The 17,823-nt window shown below is 65.1% G+C and carries 23 protein-coding genes; 9 read left to right on the top strand and 14 right to left on the bottom strand.

Going from position 1 to position 17,823, the window contains the following annotated elements; genetic code table 11:
* The 9 genes from FBZ93_RS11870 to FBZ93_RS11830 form a co-directional block, all read right to left on the bottom strand.
* Positions 1 to 339 carry a P-II family nitrogen regulator gene (locus FBZ93_RS11870; protein WP_021082517.1) on the bottom strand — a complete coding sequence of 113 codons (339 nt, stop codon included), beginning with the start codon at positions 337 to 339 and terminating at the stop codon, positions 1 to 3.
* A 316-nt stretch (positions 340 to 655) separates the two neighbouring features.
* Positions 656 to 1,258, bottom strand: a complete 603-nt coding sequence (locus tag FBZ93_RS11865) for an ATP-dependent Clp protease proteolytic subunit (protein WP_146986179.1) — start codon at positions 1,256 to 1,258, stop codon at positions 656 to 658.
* 51 nt (positions 1,259 to 1,309) lie between these two features.
* Entirely contained in the window at positions 1,310 to 1,663 is a 354-nt protein-coding gene (locus FBZ93_RS11860) for an SRPBCC family protein (RefSeq protein WP_146986178.1), read from the bottom strand.
* Positions 1,660 to 1,974 (bottom strand): ArsR/SmtB family transcription factor, encoded by a 315-nt coding sequence (locus FBZ93_RS11855; protein ID WP_146986177.1) that lies wholly within the window; start codon positions 1,972 to 1,974, stop codon positions 1,660 to 1,662. Before FBZ93_RS11855 ends, FBZ93_RS11860 begins: the two co-directional genes overlap by 4 nt.
* Positions 1,975 to 2,019: 45 nt before the next feature.
* Positions 2,020 to 2,514 (bottom strand): ester cyclase, encoded by a 495-nt coding sequence (locus FBZ93_RS11850; RefSeq protein WP_146986176.1) that lies wholly within the window; start codon positions 2,512 to 2,514, stop codon positions 2,020 to 2,022.
* A 1-nt stretch (position 2,515) separates the two neighbouring features.
* On the bottom strand, positions 2,516 to 3,229 hold the full coding sequence (locus tag FBZ93_RS11845; RefSeq protein WP_146986175.1) for an HAAS signaling domain-containing protein: 714 nt from the start codon (positions 3,227 to 3,229) through the stop codon (positions 2,516 to 2,518).
* Entirely contained in the window at positions 3,217 to 3,555 is a 339-nt protein-coding gene (locus FBZ93_RS11840; protein WP_146986174.1) for a PadR family transcriptional regulator, read from the bottom strand. Before FBZ93_RS11840 ends, FBZ93_RS11845 begins: the two co-directional genes overlap by 13 nt.
* 208 nt (positions 3,556 to 3,763) lie before the next feature.
* A complete protein-coding gene (locus tag FBZ93_RS11835) occupies positions 3,764 to 5,086 on the bottom strand; it encodes an ammonium transporter (RefSeq protein ID WP_146986173.1) in 1,323 nt (440 codons plus the stop codon).
* A 93-nt stretch (positions 5,087 to 5,179) separates the two neighbouring features.
* Positions 5,180 to 5,518, bottom strand: a complete 339-nt coding sequence (locus FBZ93_RS11830) for a P-II family nitrogen regulator (protein ID WP_074128375.1) — start codon at positions 5,516 to 5,518, stop codon at positions 5,180 to 5,182.
* Between the two features lie 304 nt (positions 5,519 to 5,822).
* Between FBZ93_RS11830 and FBZ93_RS11825 the strand changes: the two genes are divergently transcribed.
* Positions 5,823 to 6,707 (top strand): DUF4339 domain-containing protein, encoded by an 885-nt coding sequence (locus tag FBZ93_RS11825; protein ID WP_146986172.1) that lies wholly within the window; start codon positions 5,823 to 5,825, stop codon positions 6,705 to 6,707.
* A 30-nt stretch (positions 6,708 to 6,737) separates the two neighbouring features.
* On the top strand, positions 6,738 to 7,262 hold the full coding sequence (locus tag FBZ93_RS41935) for a DUF4339 domain-containing protein (protein WP_146986171.1): 525 nt from the start codon (positions 6,738 to 6,740) through the stop codon (positions 7,260 to 7,262).
* A gap of 131 nt (positions 7,263 to 7,393) precedes the next feature.
* Here the strand turns inward: FBZ93_RS41935 and tesB are convergent, their stop codons facing one another.
* Positions 7,394 to 8,254: an acyl-CoA thioesterase II gene (gene tesB / locus FBZ93_RS11815; RefSeq protein WP_146986170.1), complete on the bottom strand. Its 861-nt coding sequence runs from the start codon at positions 8,252 to 8,254 to the stop codon at positions 7,394 to 7,396.
* Between the two features lie 191 nt (positions 8,255 to 8,445).
* Here tesB and FBZ93_RS11810 point away from each other — a divergent pair, with 191 nt between their 5' ends.
* A complete protein-coding gene (locus FBZ93_RS11810; RefSeq protein ID WP_146986169.1) occupies positions 8,446 to 9,666 on the top strand; it encodes a ubiquinone biosynthesis hydroxylase in 1,221 nt (406 codons plus the stop codon).
* A gap of 112 nt (positions 9,667 to 9,778) precedes the next feature.
* Here FBZ93_RS11810 and FBZ93_RS11805 read toward each other — a convergent pair whose 3' ends face one another.
* Both FBZ93_RS11805 and FBZ93_RS11800 read right to left on the bottom strand, forming a co-directional pair.
* Positions 9,779 to 9,976: a Trm112 family protein gene (locus tag FBZ93_RS11805; RefSeq protein ID WP_018269337.1), complete on the bottom strand. Its 198-nt coding sequence runs from the start codon at positions 9,974 to 9,976 to the stop codon at positions 9,779 to 9,781.
* Positions 9,977 to 10,022: 46 nt separating this feature from the next.
* Positions 10,023 to 10,559 (bottom strand): TetR/AcrR family transcriptional regulator, encoded by a 537-nt coding sequence (locus tag FBZ93_RS11800; RefSeq protein WP_146986168.1) that lies wholly within the window; start codon positions 10,557 to 10,559, stop codon positions 10,023 to 10,025.
* Between the two features lie 94 nt (positions 10,560 to 10,653).
* Here FBZ93_RS11800 and FBZ93_RS11795 point away from each other — a divergent pair, with 94 nt between their 5' ends.
* The 6 genes from FBZ93_RS11795 to FBZ93_RS11770 all read left to right on the top strand — a co-directional run bounded on the left by FBZ93_RS11795 (position 10,654) and on the right by FBZ93_RS11770 (position 16,026).
* Entirely contained in the window at positions 10,654 to 11,004 is a 351-nt protein-coding gene (locus FBZ93_RS11795) for a hypothetical protein (protein ID WP_146986167.1), read from the top strand.
* Positions 11,005 to 11,015: 11 nt separating this feature from the next.
* A complete protein-coding gene (locus tag FBZ93_RS11790; RefSeq protein WP_146986166.1) occupies positions 11,016 to 11,822 on the top strand; it encodes a crotonase/enoyl-CoA hydratase family protein in 807 nt (268 codons plus the stop codon).
* A complete protein-coding gene (locus tag FBZ93_RS11785; protein WP_146986165.1) occupies positions 11,819 to 12,241 on the top strand; it encodes a PaaI family thioesterase in 423 nt (140 codons plus the stop codon). The genes FBZ93_RS11790 and FBZ93_RS11785 overlap by 4 nt, the downstream gene beginning before the upstream one ends.
* A 161-nt stretch (positions 12,242 to 12,402) precedes the next feature.
* A complete protein-coding gene (locus tag FBZ93_RS11780) occupies positions 12,403 to 14,940 on the top strand; it encodes an EAL domain-containing protein (RefSeq protein ID WP_167529008.1) in 2,538 nt (845 codons plus the stop codon).
* Positions 14,941 to 15,161: 221 nt separating this feature from the next.
* Positions 15,162 to 15,446, top strand: a complete 285-nt coding sequence (locus FBZ93_RS11775; protein WP_050425238.1) for a PepSY domain-containing protein — start codon at positions 15,162 to 15,164, stop codon at positions 15,444 to 15,446.
* A gap of 25 nt (positions 15,447 to 15,471) precedes the next feature.
* Positions 15,472 to 16,026, top strand: coding sequence for a cytochrome b/b6 domain-containing protein (locus FBZ93_RS11770; protein WP_146986164.1), 555 nt, complete (start codon positions 15,472 to 15,474; stop codon positions 16,024 to 16,026).
* 18 nt (positions 16,027 to 16,044) lie between these two features.
* Here FBZ93_RS11770 and FBZ93_RS11765 read toward each other — a convergent pair whose 3' ends face one another.
* Entirely contained in the window at positions 16,045 to 16,719 is a 675-nt protein-coding gene (locus FBZ93_RS11765; RefSeq protein ID WP_146986163.1) for an LON peptidase substrate-binding domain-containing protein, read from the bottom strand.
* Positions 16,720 to 16,749: 30 nt separating this feature from the next.
* Entirely contained in the window at positions 16,750 to 17,670 is a 921-nt protein-coding gene (gene trxA / locus FBZ93_RS11760) for a thioredoxin (protein WP_208764001.1), read from the bottom strand.
* Positions 17,671 to 17,823 lie beyond the last annotated feature (153 nt).

Below are 17,823 nucleotides of genomic sequence, written 5' to 3'. Positions count from 1 at the left end.
TCAGAGGGCCGCGGCATCGGCCTCGCCGGTGCGGATGCGCACGGCGTGCTCGAGGCTGATGACGAAGATCTTGCCGTCGCCGATCTGTCCGGTCTTGGCGGCGGAGGTGATGGCGTCGATGGTCTTGTCGACCTGGTCGGAACCGACCGCGACCTCGATCTTGATCTTGGGCAGGAAGCTCACGGCATATTCGGCGCCGCGATAGATTTCCGTGTGACCCTTCTGACGGCCGTACCCCTTGACCTCCGTCACCGTGAGACCGTGAACGCCAATGGCGGTCAGGGCGTCACGGACCTCTTCCAGCTTGAATGGCTTAATGATCGCCATAACAATTTTCATGAGTCCTATCCCCGCTTGGGCCCGGTGCGAACGAACACCGGGAGTTTCGACTGAGGTTCACCACGCGGAGGACTTCCACTACGCGGGCACAGCCGGGACCCTTAGAATCAAATGCCGTGCCAACCGGCCGGAGTTCGCTAATGGATTATGAATCCGGATATTTTCCCGCATTGCGGGAGCCGGGTGCCCCTGCGCTATTCGGTCGCGCCTAAAATCTAATCAGGCCGGCTCAATTCGTGAGCAAGCCAGGGTCCGGACACAATTCTGCTCAGCGGGGGAGCAGTGATGGGTATCTAAATAGGGCGATGCCGGACCATTAGGCGGCGTCGCGCGCCGCGAAGACCTTGTCGATCAAGCCCCATTCGAGCGCCTGCTGCGCGGACATGAAGTGATCGCGGTCGAGCGTCCGTTCGACGTCGGCTTCGGTGCGCCCGCAATGCTGCGCGTAAAGCCGGGTGATGCGCCGCTTGGTCTCCTGCATCTCGGTGGCGTGGATCAGGATGTCGGACGCCTGGCCCTGGAAGCCGCCGAGCGGCTGATGCACGTGGAGGCTGGCATTCGGCAGCGCGGCGCGGTGGCCGGGTTCGCCGGCCATCAGCAGGAACGAGCCCATCGAGCGCGCGGTGCCCATGCATAGCGTGTGCACCGGCGCCTTGATGAACTGCATGGTGTCGTACATCGCAAGCCCGCTGGTGATCACGCCGCCATAGGAGTTGATGTAGAGGTTGATCGGCTTGTTCGGGTTGTCCGCCTCGAGGAACAGCAGCTGGGCGCAGACCAGCCCGGACATCGCATCATTGACCTCGCCGTTCAGGAAGATGATGCGCTCGCGCAGCAGCCTGGAATAGATGTCGAAGGAGCGTTCGCCGCGGGTCGACTGTTCGACGACCATGGGGACGAGTTGCATCATGTCGCGCATCGGCGACCTCCATGTCTGCAGGTGATGAAGTCTCAGCGGTGAAGTTTGCGATCAGGCCGCGCGCATCAGGGTGCGGCGGTTGCTGTTGGCGGCCTGCGGCAGTCTTGCTCGCTCGTCGCAGGCTTGCTGGATGATGCGAAAGCGGGTGCCACCGGCCTCGTTCGGCTCGATCCGGAAGGTGACATGGCTTTCGCGAAACGGCGGCTCGGACTCGCGAAGCCGGTAACGCACCTCTTCGCCCGTGATCGTTGCTTCCGGCTCGGCGCCGGCGAGATCGCAATCCGGCAACCAGCGTTGGCGCAGCGCCGGAATAGTCACGGCGCGCCAGACTTTTTCAGGCGGCGCGTCGAGCTCGTATTCGAGCACCAGGGCTTGGTCCGCGTCAGGCTCGACTGTGTCGCTCATTGATCCATGTCCTTCAGCAGGTCGGAGAGCGCCTCGATGCGCTTCGGCCAATAGGCGCGGTAGCGGGCAAGCCAGGTCCCGATGCTGGCGATCCCGTCCGGGTCGACTGCATAATTCACGAAGCGGCCCTGCCGCTGCTCGCGCACCAGGCCCGCCGCGCGCAGCACCGCGAGATGCTGCGACATCGCCGGCTGGCTGATATCGAGGCCGTCGCGCAGGGCGCTGGCGTTCAGGCTGCCGCCAGCCAGCTTCTCGAACACCTTGCGGCGGGTCGGATCGGCCAGCGCCTTGAAGATATCAGCTTCGATCATGCCAACACATAAGCACACGCTTATGTGTCGCGCAAGTCATTCCGTTCATTTGCCGGACAGCTGCTTCTCCAGTCCGGCGGTATCGACCAGGTCCCAGTGTTCCGCGAATTTGCTGCCCTCAACGCGCCAGATGTCGATGGTCGCAAACGAGATCTTCTTGCCTGTGGCGGTAAATCCCCGAACGGTGCGGTCGTGTGTTGCCGTGTAGATGCAGCGTGCGACGACCTTGTCGCCGTCGATTATGCGATCCTCGACGCGCATTTGGATATCGGGCCAGGTTTCCTGAATGCGATGAAAGTTCTCGACCTGCGCGGCGAGCCCCGACGGGCTGCGGCCTGAGTGCTGGATATAGCTCTCGGTGAAAATTGCCGGGAATGCAGTCGTGTCGTGTGCATTGATGGCGGCCGTATAGCGATCGAGCAGTGCGGAATTCGCTGCGTTTGCATCGGCCGACGATGCGGCCCGCGCCGTCGTGCGCGGGGCGATCGCAACAGTTGCGCCGGCGGCGGCGAGGGCGAGAAAGAAGCGGCGATCAGTCATCTCAGGAAATCTCCGAGGGTTCGAGGTCAAATCGCAGCGTTGCGGTTGCGACAAGAGACGTCACCGCGTGAATGCGGGCGATCAGCGCTACGACAAGCGCAACCTCGATCCCGACGGACGCGATCGGTATCAAATGAGAGATGGACCATCCAACTCCGGAGAGCCGAAGCGTGGTCAGAACGATATCGGCCAGCACCGAACCGATCAGCGCAGCTCCCGCAGCGGCCGACAGCATGAACGATCGCTGCAGCCGGGTCTTGTCGAGCGCGCCCGACTGCATGCGGAACCCATAGACCCATCCGCACAGCCCGGTCAGCAATGCCAGATAAAACGCATAGCGGTCGAACGCGTAGGCGATGACGCCGATGTCCGGAAATCGCGCAGGCCCGCCGGTGGCCCAGCCCGCGGCTGCATACCACGCAACGCGCGCTTTCATGGCGGCGAATACGCCGAGCACGATCAGAATGACGATTGGTCCGACGGCTCGGGACCGCTGCAGCAGCGATGTCGCCGCAAACTGCGCGGCAATGGTTTTCGCCGGGCCGAACAGCTCGATCGCGCGGCGCTCCGCCTCCACGGTGTCGCCAGCTGGATGCCGGTCTGCGGATTGGCGAAGGTGATCCTCGACCTCTTCGCACACCCGGCGCGACAACGACCGGTCAAACGACAGTTCATGTGCGAGCTGTTCGAGATAGTTGGCGATCAGGTGCGACACAGCTTGGGCTCCGCGAGAAGAGCTTCAATCGCGCTTGAGAATTGGACCCATGACGTCCTGCGTGCGGCCAGCGAGGCGCTGCCGTGCTTGGTCAAGGCGTAGACCCGGCGCCGCCGGCCGATCGGAGACTTTTCCCAATGACTGGAGAGCAGTTGCGACGTCTCGAGGCGATGCAACACCGGATAGACCGTGCCCTCCGGCAGATCGAAGGCTCCGCCGCTGCGGCGACGGATTTCTTCGATGATCGCATAACCGTGCGCGGGGGCCGCCTCGAGCGCGGCGAGCACGATCATGTCGAGATGCCCTTTGAGCACTTCACCTTCCATACCTAGTATTGCTAGGCAATGGAAGGCTAGGTGTCAAGCATCTCGTGTCGTGCTTCGCGACGTCGCGGCGCTCGGGTGCTTTGCATGGGGTTGTTTTGCGAGTTCGCCGTCGCGGCGCGCCATGCGCTGCGTCACGCGGCGTGACGCACCGTCCGTCCCGTCTCTCGCGGTCGCCGGCGTTCTCGTCCTGGCCCGGTGAGCTCGGCTGCTACTGCAGCGCCTCGCCGTGTAGCGAGATGTCGAGGCCTTCCATCTCCTGCTGCATCGAGACGCGCAGCGGCACGAAAGCCGAGACCAGCTTGAGCAGCACGAAGGTGACGCCGCCGCACCAGAGCGCCGTAACAACGACGCCATAGAGCTGGATCAGCAGCTGGTTCGGATTGCCCTCGAGCAGGCCCGATGTGCCGCCGATCGCGGCCGTCGCGAAGATGCCTGCGAGCAGCGTGCCGGTCAGGCCGCCGATGCCGTGCACGCCGAACACGTCGAGCGAGTCGTCATACTTGAAGCGATGCTTCAGCCAGGTACAGGCCCAGTAGCAGATCAGGCCGGCGAGGATGCCGATGATGACGCCGTGCCACGGCGCGACGAAGCCGGACGCCGGGGTGATGGTGCCGAGCCCCGCCACCGCGCCCGAGATCATGCCGAGCACCGACGGCTTGCGGCGCGTCGCCCATTCGATCGCGCCCCAGGTCAGCGCGCCGGCGCAGGCCGCTAGGTGCGTGGCGGTGATCGCCATCACCGCGCGCGAATTGGCTGCGAGCGCCGAGCCGCCATTGAAGCCGAACCAGCCGACCCAGAGCAGCCCGGTGCCGACCACGGCGAGCGACAGATCGAACGGCGACAGATTGTCATGGCCATAGCCATGCCGGTTGCCCATCAACTTGGCCGCGACGAGGCCGCTGATTCCGGCGGAGAGATGCACGACGAGGCCGCCGGCGAAATCCAGCACGCCCGCCGAGGCGAGGAAGCCGCCGCCCCACACCCAATGCGCCAGCGGCACATAGGCGAAGATGAACCAGCCAATCGAGAACAGCACATAGGCGGAGAACCGCATGCGGTCGGCGACCGAGCCTGCAACCAGCGCCACCGTGATGATCGCGAACGTCATCTGGTACAGCATGAACAGCGCTTCCGGGATGGTCTTCGCCGCCGGATTGACGCTGTCCATGGTGATGCCGGCCAGGAACCAGCTGTCGAGCGAGCCGAGCCAGGGACCGTTGCCGACGAAGGTCAGCGAATAGCCGAAGGTGACCCAGAGGATCGAGATCAGCGCCACGGCGGTGAGGCTCTGTGCCATCGTCGCCAGCACGTTCTTCTTGCGCACCATGCCGGAGTAGAACAGCGCAAGCCCCGGGATCGTCATCATCAGCACCAGCGCGGTGGCGACGATCATCCAGGCGGTGTCGGCAGCGTTGATGCCGGAGGCGCCTGCGCTGGAGTCCTGTGCGAAGGTTGGCGTCGCCCATGCGAGCAGGATCGCAGCATTGATCGGCGCAGCTGATATCGCTGCACGAAGAGCTCGTGCCCCCATCATCATTCCCCGGCGTGTCGTCGTTTCTTGGTGTGGATTTCGGTGTGTGGATTTCGGCGCGCCGGCGTCGTTGCCGGCGCTGATCTCTAGAATTCAGAGCGCGTCGTTATCGGTCTCGCCGGTGCGGATGCGCAGCGCGTGGTCGATCGGCGTCACGAAGATCTTGCCGTCGCCGATCTGGCCGGTGCGGGCGTGTTCGGTGATGACGCTGACCGCCTTTTCGGCGAGCTCGGTGTCGACGGCGATCTCGATCCTGAGCTTGGGCAGGAAATTCACGACATATTCGGCGCCGCGATAGATCTCGGTGTGGCCCTTCTGGCGGCCATAGCCCTTCACTTCGGTCACGGTCATGCCGTGAACGCCGATCGCGGTCAGGGCCTGGCGGACTTCGTCAAGCTTGAACGGTTTGATGATCGCGACGACGAGTTTCATGGTTCAGGCCTTTATTCCCTTGAAGTTTTCCCTGTGCGCCCCGTCCCCGGAGCGGCGCTTGCCGCCACCGGAGCGGCAATTTGTCGTCCCGCACATTTCGTGTCCGCCAAATCTGGCAGCTTTCTGGGCAAATGGCACAAAAAAGTTGCAGGTTGAAGGGGAAAACGTGCGCAGCGGGTGCACTCCGTCACTGTACGAGACGACAACCCTCCGCCAGAATATGGCTTTCCCGCCCCGGCCAGCGGTCCCGCTGGCTCGTTTCGCCTACCGCGCGTCCCAAGCGCGCGCCCCGAGGAAACAAGAAATGTCGAACCGAAACTGGTTTTATGCATCCGAAGGCCAGCAAAAAGGCCCCCTGCCTGAAGCTCAGCTCCGCGACTTGATCACCCGTGGCATGGTGGGCGCCGATACGCTGGTGTGGACCGAGGGAATGGCCGGCTGGCAGAAGGCCGGGGAGATTCCAGGTCTTGTTCCGAGCGCAGGGGCGCCGCCGGCGTTTCCGCAGGCCGGTGGACCGCCGCCGGTTGCAGCATCGGCAAGCTACAGCGGCGGCGCGCTGTCGGCCGACTTCCCGATCTGGGGCCTGTTCGGACGCAGCGTGCTGATGTTCATCGGCCAGATCTTCGTCATCCCCGCGCCGTGGACCGCGACCGGCCTGTACCGCTTTGCGATTCCCTATATTCGCGTGCCGGGCCGGCCGCACCTTGCCTTCACCGGGCAGCCGCTCGACATCTGGTACGTCTTCATCGTGCTCGGCCTTCTGACCTATGCCGGAGCGGCCCACAGCACGATCGTGTCGCTGCTCTCGCTGGCGGTGCAGGGCTTCCTGAGCTGGATGATCGTTCGCTGGATCTTCGGCCGTCTCAGCTCGAGCGGCCAGGACCTGCCGATCTCGTTCAACGGCAGCCCGGCCGCCTATGTCGGCTGGTACGTGCTGATCGTGATCGCGTCCATCACCATCATCGGCTGGGCCTGGGTGATGACCGCGTGGCTGCGCTGGATCTGCCGCAATGTCGAAGGCACGCGCCGCGAGGTCACCTTCAATGCCTCCGGCCTCGATGTGCTGTGGCGAACCATCGTGTTCGCGGTCGGGTGCGGCTTCCTGATCCCGATTCCGTGGGTGCTGCGCTGGTACGCCAACTGGTTCATCTCGCAATTCGCGTTGACCGAGCGCGGCGCAGCCCAGTGATCGATCACGGATCGACCGCAAGGAAGCAAGATGTCGAACCGTTCCTGGTTCTACGCATCCGATGGCCAGCAGAAGGGCCCGTGCTCGGACGCTGAGCTCCGCGACCTCTACGCGAGGCGAAAGCTGACCCCGGACACGCTGGTCTGGAGCGAGGGGATGGCGAGCTGGACCAAGGCCGGCGAGGTTCCCGGCCTTCTGAGCGATCCGTTGCGGCCCGCGCAGTCGTTCGGCCGCAGCGCGTCGATCGGCGGCGGCCCGGCGGCGGACAAGATCCAGGAACTGGATATCACCCTTGGACGGTTGCTGCGGATCTACTGGCTCTTTATCTGGCGCTCGCTGCTTGGATCCGTTGCGATCGGTTTTGTGCTTGGGCTCGTCATCGGCTTTGTGCTGGGCGCACTCGGCGAGCCGCGAGCCATGATCAAGACGGTCACCGGCCCGGTTGGCGCCATCGCCGGCTTGATCTGGTCGATCGTTTGCCTGCGGATGGCGCTGGAAAAGAAATACAGCGACTTTCGAATCGCGCTTGTGCCGCGCGACATCGAGCCCGGCTAGAGCATGATCCGGAAAAGTGCGAAGCGGTTTTCCGAGAAGATCATGCTCAAACAAAGAGCTGAAGCGCGATGACGATTCAACCCAATCTCATCGCGCTTTAGCCGCGCAGACAAGACCGTGTGACACGCGCTCTATTTGCGTTCGCGCACCGACCCTTCTTGCGCGACGGACGCCACCAGCGTGCCGTCGGGCTTGAAGATCTGGCCGCGGGTCAGACCGCGGCCGGACTGCGCGCTCGGCGAATCCTGCGCGTAGAGCAGCCATTCGTCGGCGCGGAACGGGCGGTGAAACCACATCGCGTGGTCGAGGCTCGCCGGCATCATGCGCCGGTCGAACAGCGTGCGGCCATAGCGCGCCATCACGGCATCGAGCAGCGAGAAATCCGACGCATAGGCGAGCGCGCACAGATGCAGCGCCGGATCGTCGGGCAGCTTCGCCGCGGTGCGGATCCAGACATGGATGCGGCCGTCATCGATCTTCTGACCGAAATAGCGGCCGAGCTCGACCGGGCGCAGCTCGATCGGCCGGTCGCTCTCATAGTAGCGGCGGATGAACTCCGGCATCTCCTTGAACATCGGCTGCTTCGACACTTCCTCTGCGGTCAGCTTCTCCGGCGGCGGCACGTCGGGCATCTTCTCCTGATGATTGAAGTTGCTCTCTTCGTCGGAATGGAACGAGACCATGATGGAGAAGATCGCGTTGCCGTGCTGGATCGCGGTGACGCGGCGGGTGGTGTAGCTCTTGCCGTCGCGCAGCCGCTCGACCTGGTAGATGATCGGGATCTGCGGATCGCCGGGCAGGATGAAGTAGCAGTGGATCGAATGCGGCAGGCGGCCCTCGACGGTGCGGCACGCCGCGACCATCGCCTGACCGATCACCTGGCCGCCGAACACGCGCTGCCAGCTCGTCTTCGGGCTGTTGCCGCGGAACAAATTCACCTCGAGCTGCTCGAGATCGAGGATGGACAGCAGGTCGATCAGGCTCTTGGACATTCGGCGGCTTTCGGTTGGTTAAACCGTCATTCCGGGGTGGTGCGACAGCATCGAACCGGAATCTCGAGATTCCGGGTTCTCGCTGCGCGAGCCCCGGAATGACGATCGGGCTTGTTTCTGCCCCCTGTTTCGCCCAGCTATTATCAGGTAGCAAGCACAGTCTGATGGCGTCGGGCGCGTAAGGAAAAGGCATGCCGGCACAACGAAGTATCGTGATCTGCGGGGGCGCATTTGCGGGGCTGGCGCTGGCCGTGGCGCTGCGCCAGGGGCTCGGGCCGGACATCCCGGTGATCGTGGCCGATCCCGCGCTGAGCCAGCGTCCGAGCCGCGATCCGCGCGCGACCGCGATCGTGGCGGCCTGCCGGCGGCTGTTCGAGACCCTCGGCGTCTGGGGCCAGGTGGCGCCGACCGCGCAGCCGATCACGGACATGGTCGTGACCGACTCCAAGCTGGAGGACGCGACGCGCCCGGTGTTCCTGACCTTCGCCGGCAATGTCGAGCCCGGCGAGCCGTTCGCCCATATGGTCGAGAACCGCTATCTGATCGATGCGCTGGCCGCGCGCGCCGAAGCCGAGGGCGTCGAGCTGCGTGCCACCGCGGTGTCGGCATCGGAGTCGCGCCCCGACGGCGTCAGCGTCACGTTGGCCGACGGCACCGAGATCGATGCGAGCCTTCTGGTCGCCGCAGACGGCGCGCGGTCGAAGCTGCGCGAGCGCGCCGGGATTGCGACCCATGGCTGGGACTATGATCAATCCGGCATCGTGGTCACGGTCGGGCACGAGCGCGAGCATCATGGCCGTGCCGAGGAGCATTTCCTGCCCGCAGGCCCGTTCGCGATCCTGCCGCTGACCGGCAACCGCTCGTCCTTGGTGTGGACCGAGACGCGCAAGGATGCCGCGCGCATCACCGCGCTGAGCGAGCAAGAATTCCACGCCGAGCTCGAGCAGCGTTTTGGTTTGCATCTCGGTGAGATCAAGGCGCTCGACAGACCGCGCGCATTTCCGCTCGGCTATTTCGTCGCGCGCTCGTTCATCGCCGAACGGCTGGCGCTGATCGGCGACGCCGCGCATGTGATCCATCCGATCGCGGGGCAGGGGCTCAATATGGGCCTGAAGGATGTCGCAGCATTGGCCGAGGTCGTGGTCGATGCGGCGCGGCTCGGCATGGATCTCGGACAGGCCGACGTGCTCGAGCGCTATCAGCGCTGGCGGCGCTTCGACACCATGGCGATGGGGGTTGCCACCAACTCGCTGAACTTCCTGTTCTCGAACGAATCGACGCTGCTGCGCACCGTGCGCGACATCGGTCTCGGCCTCGTCGATCGCGCGCCGCCGCTGAAGGAGATGTTCATCCGCCAGGCAGCCGGATTGTCGGGCGAGGTGCCGCGGCTGCTGAAGGGCGAGGCGCTGTAGGAGTGTCGTGATGCCGTAGCCCGGATGCAGCGAAGCGAAATCCGGGGCCCGGACTTTCCGCGATGAGACTTTCCCGGATTGCGCTGCGCTTCATCCGGGTTACGCGATCACATCAATCGATCTTGCGCGCCTCTTCCGGCAGCATGATCGGGATGCCGTCGCGGATCGGATAGGCGAGCTTGGCCGAGCGCGAGATCAGCTCCTGCCGCGCCGCGTCGAATTCCAGCGGTCCCTTGGTGATCGGGCACACCAGGATTTCGAGCAGTTTCGGGTCGGCGGTGCTTTCGAGGTGATCGGTCGTCGAATTCATGGAAGTCTCCGGCTCGCGGTGATGTAGCACATCCAAATGTCGGCTGTCAGCGCTTCGTCATCCGCAGCAGCTCGTCGATCGCTGCCTGCTGCTGCGCTTTCGGCAGCGTCTGCTCGGACAGCGCGTAGCCGATGAACGCCCAGTAAAAGATCTGCGCCCTGCCGCGTGCCACGTCGTCGGGAAATCCGGCCTGCCGAAGCAGGCTTTCGATATAGCCGATCCGGCGCCGGTCGACCTCGAGCACGGCGGCGCGCGCCGCGGCGTCAGTGGTGGCCCAGCTGCGCACCGCGCGTTCCAGCGCCAGCCGCGCCGAGAAGGTCCGGCGCAGCAGCAGTGCCAGCGCATCGCCGCCTTGCGGAATGGTCTCGAGCTCGGCGATCACCTGCTCGGCGGCGACCTCGCGCCAATGGTCGAGGATCGCGGCGCGGTAGGCGCCGATGTCGGCGAAATGCCAGTAGAAGCTGCCGCGCGAGACGCCCATGGCCTTGGCCAGCGGCTCGGCCTTGAGTGCCGTGAAGCCGCGCCGCGCCAGCGTCTTCAGGCCCTGATCGAGCCAGTCCTTGGCTGAGAGCTGTTCCGTCATGGTTCCCCGTCTGCGCCGCCAACCATACACAAGTGTATTGACAGGCGCCAGCCATTGACGTTATATCCATACAGTACTGTATGGAGGTTTGCCGATGCGTGATCTTCTGCTGCAAGGCGCAGGTGCCATCGCCATCCTGGTCAGCCTGATCCATGGCGTTCTCGGCGAGACCAAAATATTCGCACGCGCCACCGTCGAGCCGCCGCGGCTGCGCCTGCTGCTCCGCCTGGTCTATCAGGCCGGTACCGTCGCCTGGATCGGCGGCGGCGTGCTGCTGATAGCGGCGCCCGCGATGGCCTCCGATGCCGCGCGGCACTGGATCGTGGCGACGCTCGCCGTCGTGTTCGGCTGCGCCGCGCTGGCGAATGCGGTTGCGACCCGCTTCCGCCATATCGGCTGGATGGCGATGAGCGTGGTCGTGGCGCTCGCTGCCGCCGGCTACTAGCGAGCGCAACGATGACGACTGACCGCATCAGCCTGAGCATCGCGAGTGGCGTCGCCGACGTCAGGCTCAACCGCCCCGACAAGCTCAACGCCCTCGATCCGGCGATGTTCACCGCGATCGCCGACATCGGCGCACAGCTCGCCGACAACCCAAGGGTCCGTGCCGTGGTGCTGTCGGGCGAAGGCCAGGCCTTCTGCGCCGGCCTCGATATCGAGCGCCTGGTCGCAACCACGGAAGGCGAGTCGATCCTCCCGTTTGCCGATCTCGGCCAGCGCACCCACGGCATCGCCAATTTCGCGCAGCATCTGGTGTGGCTCTGGCGCGAGCTGCCGGTGCCGGTGATCGCCGCGGTCCATGGTATCGCGTTCGGCGGCGGCTTTCAGCTAATGCTCGGCGCCGACGTCAGATATCTCGCGCCCGGCACGCGCCTTGCCATCATCGAAGCCAAATGGGGGCTGGTACCGGACATGGCCGGCACGCAGCTGATGCGCCATCTCGCGCGCGAGGACGTGGTGCGCGATTTGACCTATACTGCGCGCGTCTTCTCCGCCGACGAAGCGCTCAGTTACGGCTTCGCCACCCGGATCGTCGAAGACCCGCGCGCCGCGGCGCTGGAGACGGCCCGCGCGATCGCTGACCGCAGCCCCGATGCGATCCGCGCCGCCAAGCGGCTGCTCAATCTTGCCGCCGATCGCGATGCGGCGACCGGGCTCGCAGCCGAGACGGCCGAGCAGGCGCGGCTGCTTGGCGCGCCCAATCACATCGAGGCGGTCAGGGCCAATCTCGAACGACGACCGCCGCAATGGAGGATTGCATGACCACTGGAGCGGGATTCGATCTGGAGCGTCTGATCGCCACCAATGCGTCGGCGGCCTTCAACCGGCTTGTCGGCCTCGAGGTGGTTTCCGCCGGCGCCGGCGAAGTGGAGCTGCGCATGCCCTGGCGCGACGATCTCACCCAATATGCAGGCCACCTGCACGCCGGCATGATCGCGGCACTGCTCGACACCGCCTGCGGCTTTGCCGCCGCGTCGGTCGTGGGCTCGGTCACCGCATCGCATTTCTCGATGAATTGCCTGAGGCCTGCAGTGGGCCGCGGTTTCATCGCCAAGGGCACATTGGTGCGTGCCGGCCGCCGGCAGGTGTTCGCGCGCGCCGAATTGTTTGCGGAGAACGAACAGGGCGAGGCGTCGCTGGTCGCAACCGGTGAAACCGTGCTCGTGCAACTCGAGTCCTGAGCACAGCCCATGCAGGGCGTGTTCCAAATTTATGGGGCCATCAATTTCCGTGCGGAATCAGCTTACGCACGGATAACCATGCCACTGAAAGTTGTAGAAAATTATCGAGAAGACAATTCAATCGGCCTAGCTTGTCCGCGCGGACAACCATGGACCGACGCATGTTTCGTGTTCTGACGTGCCTTTCAGGTGAGCATGACTGGCGGCTGGTTCTGCTGGCCGGATTGGTCTGCTTCGTTGCCAGCATTGTCGCGGTCAACATCTTCCATCGCGCGATCGCCTCGCAGGCGAGGACGCGGCTGATCTGGATCGCGATCGCGGGAGCTGCGATCGGCTACGGCATCTGGGCAACGCATTTCGTCGCCATGCTGGCCTATGAGCCGGGCGTGCCGACCGGCTACGGGATCGTTCTCACCGCGCTGTCGCTTGCGGTGGCGATGATGCTGACATCCGGTGGCCTCGGCCTTGCCGCCAGCGACTCCAGCCTCTGGCGCGCGCCGGTCGGCGGCGCCGTGATCGGAGCCGGCATCGCCAGCATGCATTATCTCGGAATGTGGGCGCTGGAAGTGCCGGGCCACGTGGTGTGGTCGATGGACCTCGTGGCCGCCTCCATCGTGCTCGGCATGCTGTTCGGTTACGCCGCGCTGGCGACCGCGGTCCGTTATCAGGATCGCTGGTCGTCGCTGGTCGCGGCGCTGTTGCTGACGCTTGCGATCGTGTCGCATCATTTCACCGCGATGGGCGCGGTCGAGATCATTCCGGATCCGCTGCTGGCTCCGGAGGCCCTGTCGCTCTCTCCCACCTTCCTCGCCATCGTGATCGCGGGCGTGGCGCTCTCGGTGCTCGGGATGAGCCTGGTCGGCGTGCTCGCGGACCGCCGCCTCGCGCTTCGCACCCGTCGCTTCGAGGAGATCATCAGCCAGCTGTCGCTGGCGCGCCAGCAGGTCGAGGCGTCCCAGAAGGAGCTGGAGCAACAGAGGTTCCGGCTCGATACCGCGATCAACCACATGGGCGAGGGCCTCTGCATGTTCGATGCGGAGAAGCGCCTCGTCGTATGCAATGATCGCTACGCCAAGATGTACCGGCTGCCGCCCGAATTGCTGATGCCCGGCACCGCCCATCGCGCGATCATCACGCATCGGATCGCCAATGGCCTTCTCAAGGGCGAGACCAGTGACAACGCCGCGACCGAGAAGCTCGCCACGCTGAACGCGCTGCCGGCCGACGAGATCAGCAGCCGGGTCGACGAGCTTGCCGACGGCCGGCTGATCTGCGTGACGCGGCAGCCGATGCCCGGTGGCGGCTGGGTCGCGACGCATCGCGACGTCACCGAGCAGCGGCGCTCCGAGGCCAAGATCACCCATATGGCGCAACACGACGCGCTGACCGACCTGCCGAATCGCGTGCTGCTCAAGGAATGGATGGAGCAGGCGCTTTCCGGCGCGAGGTGCGGTGGGCCGAGCCTTGCGGTGCTGATGCTCGATCTCGATCGCTTCAAGGACGTCAACGACACGCTCGGACACCCGGCAGGCGATGAGTTGCTGAAGTCGGTGGCCGCGCGGCTCCGCCGCTGTGTCAGCGATACGACGCTGGTCGCGCGGCTCGGCGGCGACGAGTTCGCCGTCATCGACCACGTCAGCGATCCGGTTACCGAGGCCGGCTTGCTCGCGGAGAAGATCAGGAAGGCGCTCAGCGAGCCGATCGATCTCGGCCATCATCGGGTGACCACCACGACCAGCATCGGCATCGCGATCGCGCCGCGCGACGGCACCGATTCTGACGAGGTTCTGCGCAGCGCCGATCTCGCGCTTTATTCGGCCAAGAGCGGTGGACGCGGCTCGTTCCGCTTCTTCGAGCCGGAGCTCGACCGGCTGCTGCAGGATCGGCGCGGCCTCGAGCGCGACATGCGCAATGCGCTCGCCAATGGCGAGTTCGAGCTGCACTATCAGCCGTTCATCCATGTCGCGAGCGGGGCGACCTGCGGCTTCGAGGCGCTGCTGCGCTGGCATCACCCGCAACGCGGCATGGTCTCGCCGGCGCAATTCATTCCGCTCGCGGAGGAGACCGGCCTGATCGTGCCGCTCGGAGAATGGGTGCTGCGCACCGCCTGCGCTGAAGCCGCCAAATGGCCCGGCGACCTCAAGATCGCGATCAATCTGTCGCCGGTGCAGTTCAGGAGTCCGGAGCTGGTGCCGGTGATCGTGCACGCGCTGGCGAGCGCCGGAATTTCCCCGCAGCGGCTCGAGCTCGAAGTCACCGAAACGGCCATCATCCAGGACAGCGAGGCGGTGTTCGCGGCGCTCAGCCAGCTGCACGATCTCGGGGTGCGGATCGCTCTCGACGATTTCGGCACCGGCTATTCCTCGCTGAGCTTCCTGCAGAAGTTTCCGTTCGACAAGGTCAAGATCGACCGCAGCTTCGTGTCCGAACTGTCGGGCGCGTCGGACGAGTCGCGCCGGATCGCACGCGCAATCGTTCGCTTCGCCGTCAGTCTCGGCAAGACGACGACGGCCGAAGGTGTCGAGACCAGGGAGCAGCTCGACATCCTCCGCGCCGATGCCTGCGTGGAAGTGCAGGGCTTCCACTTCAGCCCGCCGGTGCAGAGCGAGAAGGTCGCGCAGATGATCGGGGAGCGGGTCCCGGCAGCGGCCGAACGCCCTGCTGCGGTTCGTCTCGCAATGGCGGGTGCCGCGTCCTGATCGAACGCCGCGCCGGCAGATTCGGATCTCCATGAGGCGTAAGGCCGCGGCACGCGGTCAAAACCGAATTGCGCGTGGAGCGCAAAGCGGTTTTCGCGGCCGTTAGAATATCTCTAAAGCCTGCCGCTACCGGGCTTCCTTGACTTGGCAATCCCCTCGGCATTGTTCACGCATGTGCTCAGCGCGATGTGCGTTGTGGGCATGATCATCAAGGAGGGGAGATGCGTGTGAGAGTGATTTTGAGCGCTGTGCTTGCAGCTGGTGTTCTGGGGCTTGCGGGATCGGCGGCGTTGGCCGACGGCTACAAGACTTGCACCAAGCTCGACAAGGCGTCGTGGAAGCCGGCAAGCGATGCCGAAGCCAAGGCCAAGGCGGCGGGCTACGAGGTGCGCCGCTCGAAGGTCGAAGGCTCCTGCTACGAGGTGTACGGCGTGAAGGAAGGCAAGCTCTACGAGCTGTTCTACAGCCCGGAGGATCTCAGCCTGAAGCACACGATCGCCAAGTGAATCGTCAAGTGAAGCGGCGGCGGCGATGACGGAGGCGGCTCCGGGCGCCCGCGGCGCGACCAGCGTGCAGGTCTGGGACCTGCCGCTGCGGCTGTGGCACTGGGCGCTCGCCATTCTCGTCCTGGTCGCATGGGTGACGCCCAACGCCTATGACCGGCTGCATCGGCTGGCGGGCTATTCCGTGATCGGACTGTTGGCGTTCCGCTTGATCTGGGGCTTTGCCGGCACGCGCTATGCGCGTTTCGGCAAGCTCGGTGTCCGGCTGCGCGCCGCGCCGAGCTACATCTGGAATCTCCGCCGCGGCATCACCGGCCGCTATATCGGGCTCAATCCCGCGGGTACCGTGATGCTGGTGGCGCTGCTGCTCACGCTCGCGGTGTCGGCGATCACGGGTGCGATGGAGGTCACCGTCACCTTCTTCGGCGTGTGGTGGGTCGAGGACACCCACGCCTATGCCTCGGATGCGGTGATCATCCTGGTCGCCCTGCATGTGCTTGGCGTCGTCGTGGTGGGATTGCTGCAGCGTCAGAACCTGGTGCGCGCGATGTTCACCGGACGCAAGCAGCTTCGCAATCGCTGATATGAAGGACGGCGAAGCCTATTGGACAGGCGGGTCGCCTGAGGTGCGCTTCTTGGCGAGGTCCATCTCGGTGACGGCGATCAGGATCTCGGCGCGGGTCTTCAGGTCGGGCGCCTCGAGCATCGCCTGCTTTTCGGCCGGACCATAGGGCGACATCATCGCCAGCGCATTGACCAGCGCCTCGTTCGGCGCGGACTCGATGCCCTCCCAGTCGACCTTCAGATTGTTGGCTTCGAGGAAATCGGCGAGCACCTCGAGTAGCGCCTTGCGGTCGACGGCCTCCTCGCCCTTGCGCGCGGTGAAGTCGCCGGTGAAGGAGAAGAAGTCGACCTTGCACTGCCGGTACGGCGTCTGCACGGTCAGCTCCTCGACCACCTTGAAGCGCGCGACGCCGGTCAGTTCGAGGATGTAGCGGCCGTCGCCGGATTCGGCGAGCTGGGTGATGCGGCCGACGCAGCCGATGCGGAACAGCACCGGCTTCGCCTCCTTATGCGAATGCGCGACGTCAGGCTGGATCATGCCGATCAGGCGGTGACCGTCGCGCAGCGCGTCGTCGATCATCGCGAGATAACGCGGTTCGAAGATGTTGAGCGGCATCTGGCCGCGCGGCAACAACAGCGCGCCGGGTAGCGGGAACACCGGGATCACCTCGGGGAGCTCGCCGGGCCCGCGATATTCGGCATTGATCGGCATCTGCGGTCCCGCTGCTGTGACGGGCGTATGTTACGAGAACAGGATGGTCGACAACCGCCTGCGCCCCTCGACGGTTGCCTCATCGGTGCCGCCCCACGCCTCGAAGAACTGCACCAGTTGCTTGCGCGCGCCGTCGTCGTTCCACTTGCGGTCACGCTTGACGATGGCGAGCAATTGCTCGGTCGCCTCGGCGCGCTTGCCCGTCGCATTGAGCGCGGTCGCGAGATCGAAGCGGGCCTGATGATCGAGCGGGTTTGCGGCGACTTTCTGTTCGAGCTCGGTGACCGGGCCGACCGACTGCGCCTGTTCGGCGAGATCGATCGCCGCCTGCACCGCCTTCACCGCGGCGTCGCCGCGCTTGGATTCCGGCACCATCGCCAGCGTCTGCTTGGCCTGCTCGACCGCACCGGTCGTCATGTAGCATTTGGCGAGGCCGGCCAGCGCCGCGATATTGGTGGCGTCGTGCGCCAGCACCTCGGCGTAGATCTGCGCCGCACCTTCGGCGTCGCCCTCGGCAAGCACGGCGTCGGCCTCGGCCAGGACCTCGGTGAGATTGGGCTCGCCGGCGGCCGGCACACCCTTGGTGATCTTCTCGATGAAGGCGTTGACCTGGCTCTCCGGCACCGCGCCCATGAAGCCGTCGGCGGGCTGGCCGTTGACGAAGGCGATCACGGCCGGGATCGACTGAATGCCCATCTGGCCCGGGATCTGCGGATGCTCATCGATGTTCATCTTGACCAGCTTGACCCGGCCCTTGGCGTTGCGGACCGCCTTCTCCAGGATCGGCGTCAGCTGGCGGCAAGGGCCGCACCATGGCGCCCAGAAGTCGATCATGACCGGCTGGCGGCGCGATTCCTCGATGACGTCCTTGACGAAGGTCTGGGTCGTCGTCTCCTTGATCAGATCGGGCGCTGCCTGGGGCGTGGGGCCGCCCTGCTCCATTATCGTCACGTTGTCCTCGCCTGCTTCTGAGGTCGGAAATCCGGGGGCGTTCTAGCACGCTCCGCACGGCACGTTCAGCCGTTCTGTGAGCCTAGAGCATGATCCCGGAAAAGTGGGAACCGGTTTTCCGACAGATCACGCCCAGTACATGGCGGTGACCCG

It is taken from the genome of Bradyrhizobium macuxiense, from assembly GCF_007993935.1.
Taxonomy (GTDB): domain Bacteria; phylum Pseudomonadota; class Alphaproteobacteria; order Rhizobiales; family Xanthobacteraceae; genus Bradyrhizobium; species Bradyrhizobium macuxiense_A.
The sequence above is the reverse complement of the archived record's forward strand: the minus strand, read 5'-3'. Positions and strand labels throughout refer to the sequence as shown.

What these genes read in the sequence shown, in the direction of transcription:
- FBZ93_RS11870 (WP_021082517.1), bottom strand. Translation starts at nt 339, where the DNA reads ATGAAAATTGTTATGGCGATCATTAAGCCATTCAAGCTGGAAGAGGTC.
- FBZ93_RS11865 (WP_146986179.1), bottom strand. Translation starts at nt 1,258, where the DNA reads ATGCGCGACATGATGCAACTCGTCCCCATGGTCGTCGAACAGTCGACC.
- FBZ93_RS11860 (WP_146986178.1), bottom strand. Translation starts at nt 1,663, where the DNA reads ATGAGCGACACAGTCGAGCCTGACGCGGACCAAGCCCTGGTGCTCGAA.
- FBZ93_RS11855 (WP_146986177.1), bottom strand. Translation starts at nt 1,974, where the DNA reads ATGATCGAAGCTGATATCTTCAAGGCGCTGGCCGATCCGACCCGCCGC.
- FBZ93_RS11850 (WP_146986176.1), bottom strand. Translation starts at nt 2,514, where the DNA reads ATGACTGATCGCCGCTTCTTTCTCGCCCTCGCCGCCGCCGGCGCAACT.
- FBZ93_RS11840 (WP_146986174.1), bottom strand. Translation starts at nt 3,555, where the DNA reads ATGGAAGGTGAAGTGCTCAAAGGGCATCTCGACATGATCGTGCTCGCC.
- FBZ93_RS11835 (WP_146986173.1), bottom strand. Translation starts at nt 5,086, where the DNA reads ATGGGGGCACGAGCTCTTCGTGCAGCGATATCAGCTGCGCCGATCAAT.
- FBZ93_RS11830 (WP_074128375.1), bottom strand. Translation starts at nt 5,518, where the DNA reads ATGAAACTCGTCGTCGCGATCATCAAACCGTTCAAGCTTGACGAAGTC.
- FBZ93_RS11825 (WP_146986172.1), top strand. Translation starts at nt 5,823, where the DNA reads ATGTCGAACCGAAACTGGTTTTATGCATCCGAAGGCCAGCAAAAAGGC.
- FBZ93_RS41935 (WP_146986171.1), top strand. Translation starts at nt 6,738, where the DNA reads ATGTCGAACCGTTCCTGGTTCTACGCATCCGATGGCCAGCAGAAGGGC.
- tesB (WP_146986170.1), bottom strand. Translation starts at nt 8,254, where the DNA reads ATGTCCAAGAGCCTGATCGACCTGCTGTCCATCCTCGATCTCGAGCAG.
- FBZ93_RS11810 (WP_146986169.1), top strand. Translation starts at nt 8,446, where the DNA reads ATGCCGGCACAACGAAGTATCGTGATCTGCGGGGGCGCATTTGCGGGG.
- FBZ93_RS11805 (WP_018269337.1), bottom strand. Translation starts at nt 9,976, where the DNA reads ATGAATTCGACGACCGATCACCTCGAAAGCACCGCCGACCCGAAACTG.
- FBZ93_RS11800 (WP_146986168.1), bottom strand. Translation starts at nt 10,559, where the DNA reads ATGACGGAACAGCTCTCAGCCAAGGACTGGCTCGATCAGGGCCTGAAG.
- FBZ93_RS11795 (WP_146986167.1), top strand. Translation starts at nt 10,654, where the DNA reads ATGCGTGATCTTCTGCTGCAAGGCGCAGGTGCCATCGCCATCCTGGTC.
- FBZ93_RS11790 (WP_146986166.1), top strand. Translation starts at nt 11,016, where the DNA reads ATGACGACTGACCGCATCAGCCTGAGCATCGCGAGTGGCGTCGCCGAC.
- FBZ93_RS11785 (WP_146986165.1), top strand. Translation starts at nt 11,819, where the DNA reads ATGACCACTGGAGCGGGATTCGATCTGGAGCGTCTGATCGCCACCAAT.
- FBZ93_RS11780 (WP_167529008.1), top strand. Translation starts at nt 12,403, where the DNA reads ATGTTTCGTGTTCTGACGTGCCTTTCAGGTGAGCATGACTGGCGGCTG.
- FBZ93_RS11775 (WP_050425238.1), top strand. Translation starts at nt 15,162, where the DNA reads ATGCGTGTGAGAGTGATTTTGAGCGCTGTGCTTGCAGCTGGTGTTCTG.
- FBZ93_RS11770 (WP_146986164.1), top strand. Translation starts at nt 15,472, where the DNA reads ATGACGGAGGCGGCTCCGGGCGCCCGCGGCGCGACCAGCGTGCAGGTC.
- FBZ93_RS11765 (WP_146986163.1), bottom strand. Translation starts at nt 16,719, where the DNA reads ATGCCGATCAATGCCGAATATCGCGGGCCCGGCGAGCTCCCCGAGGTG.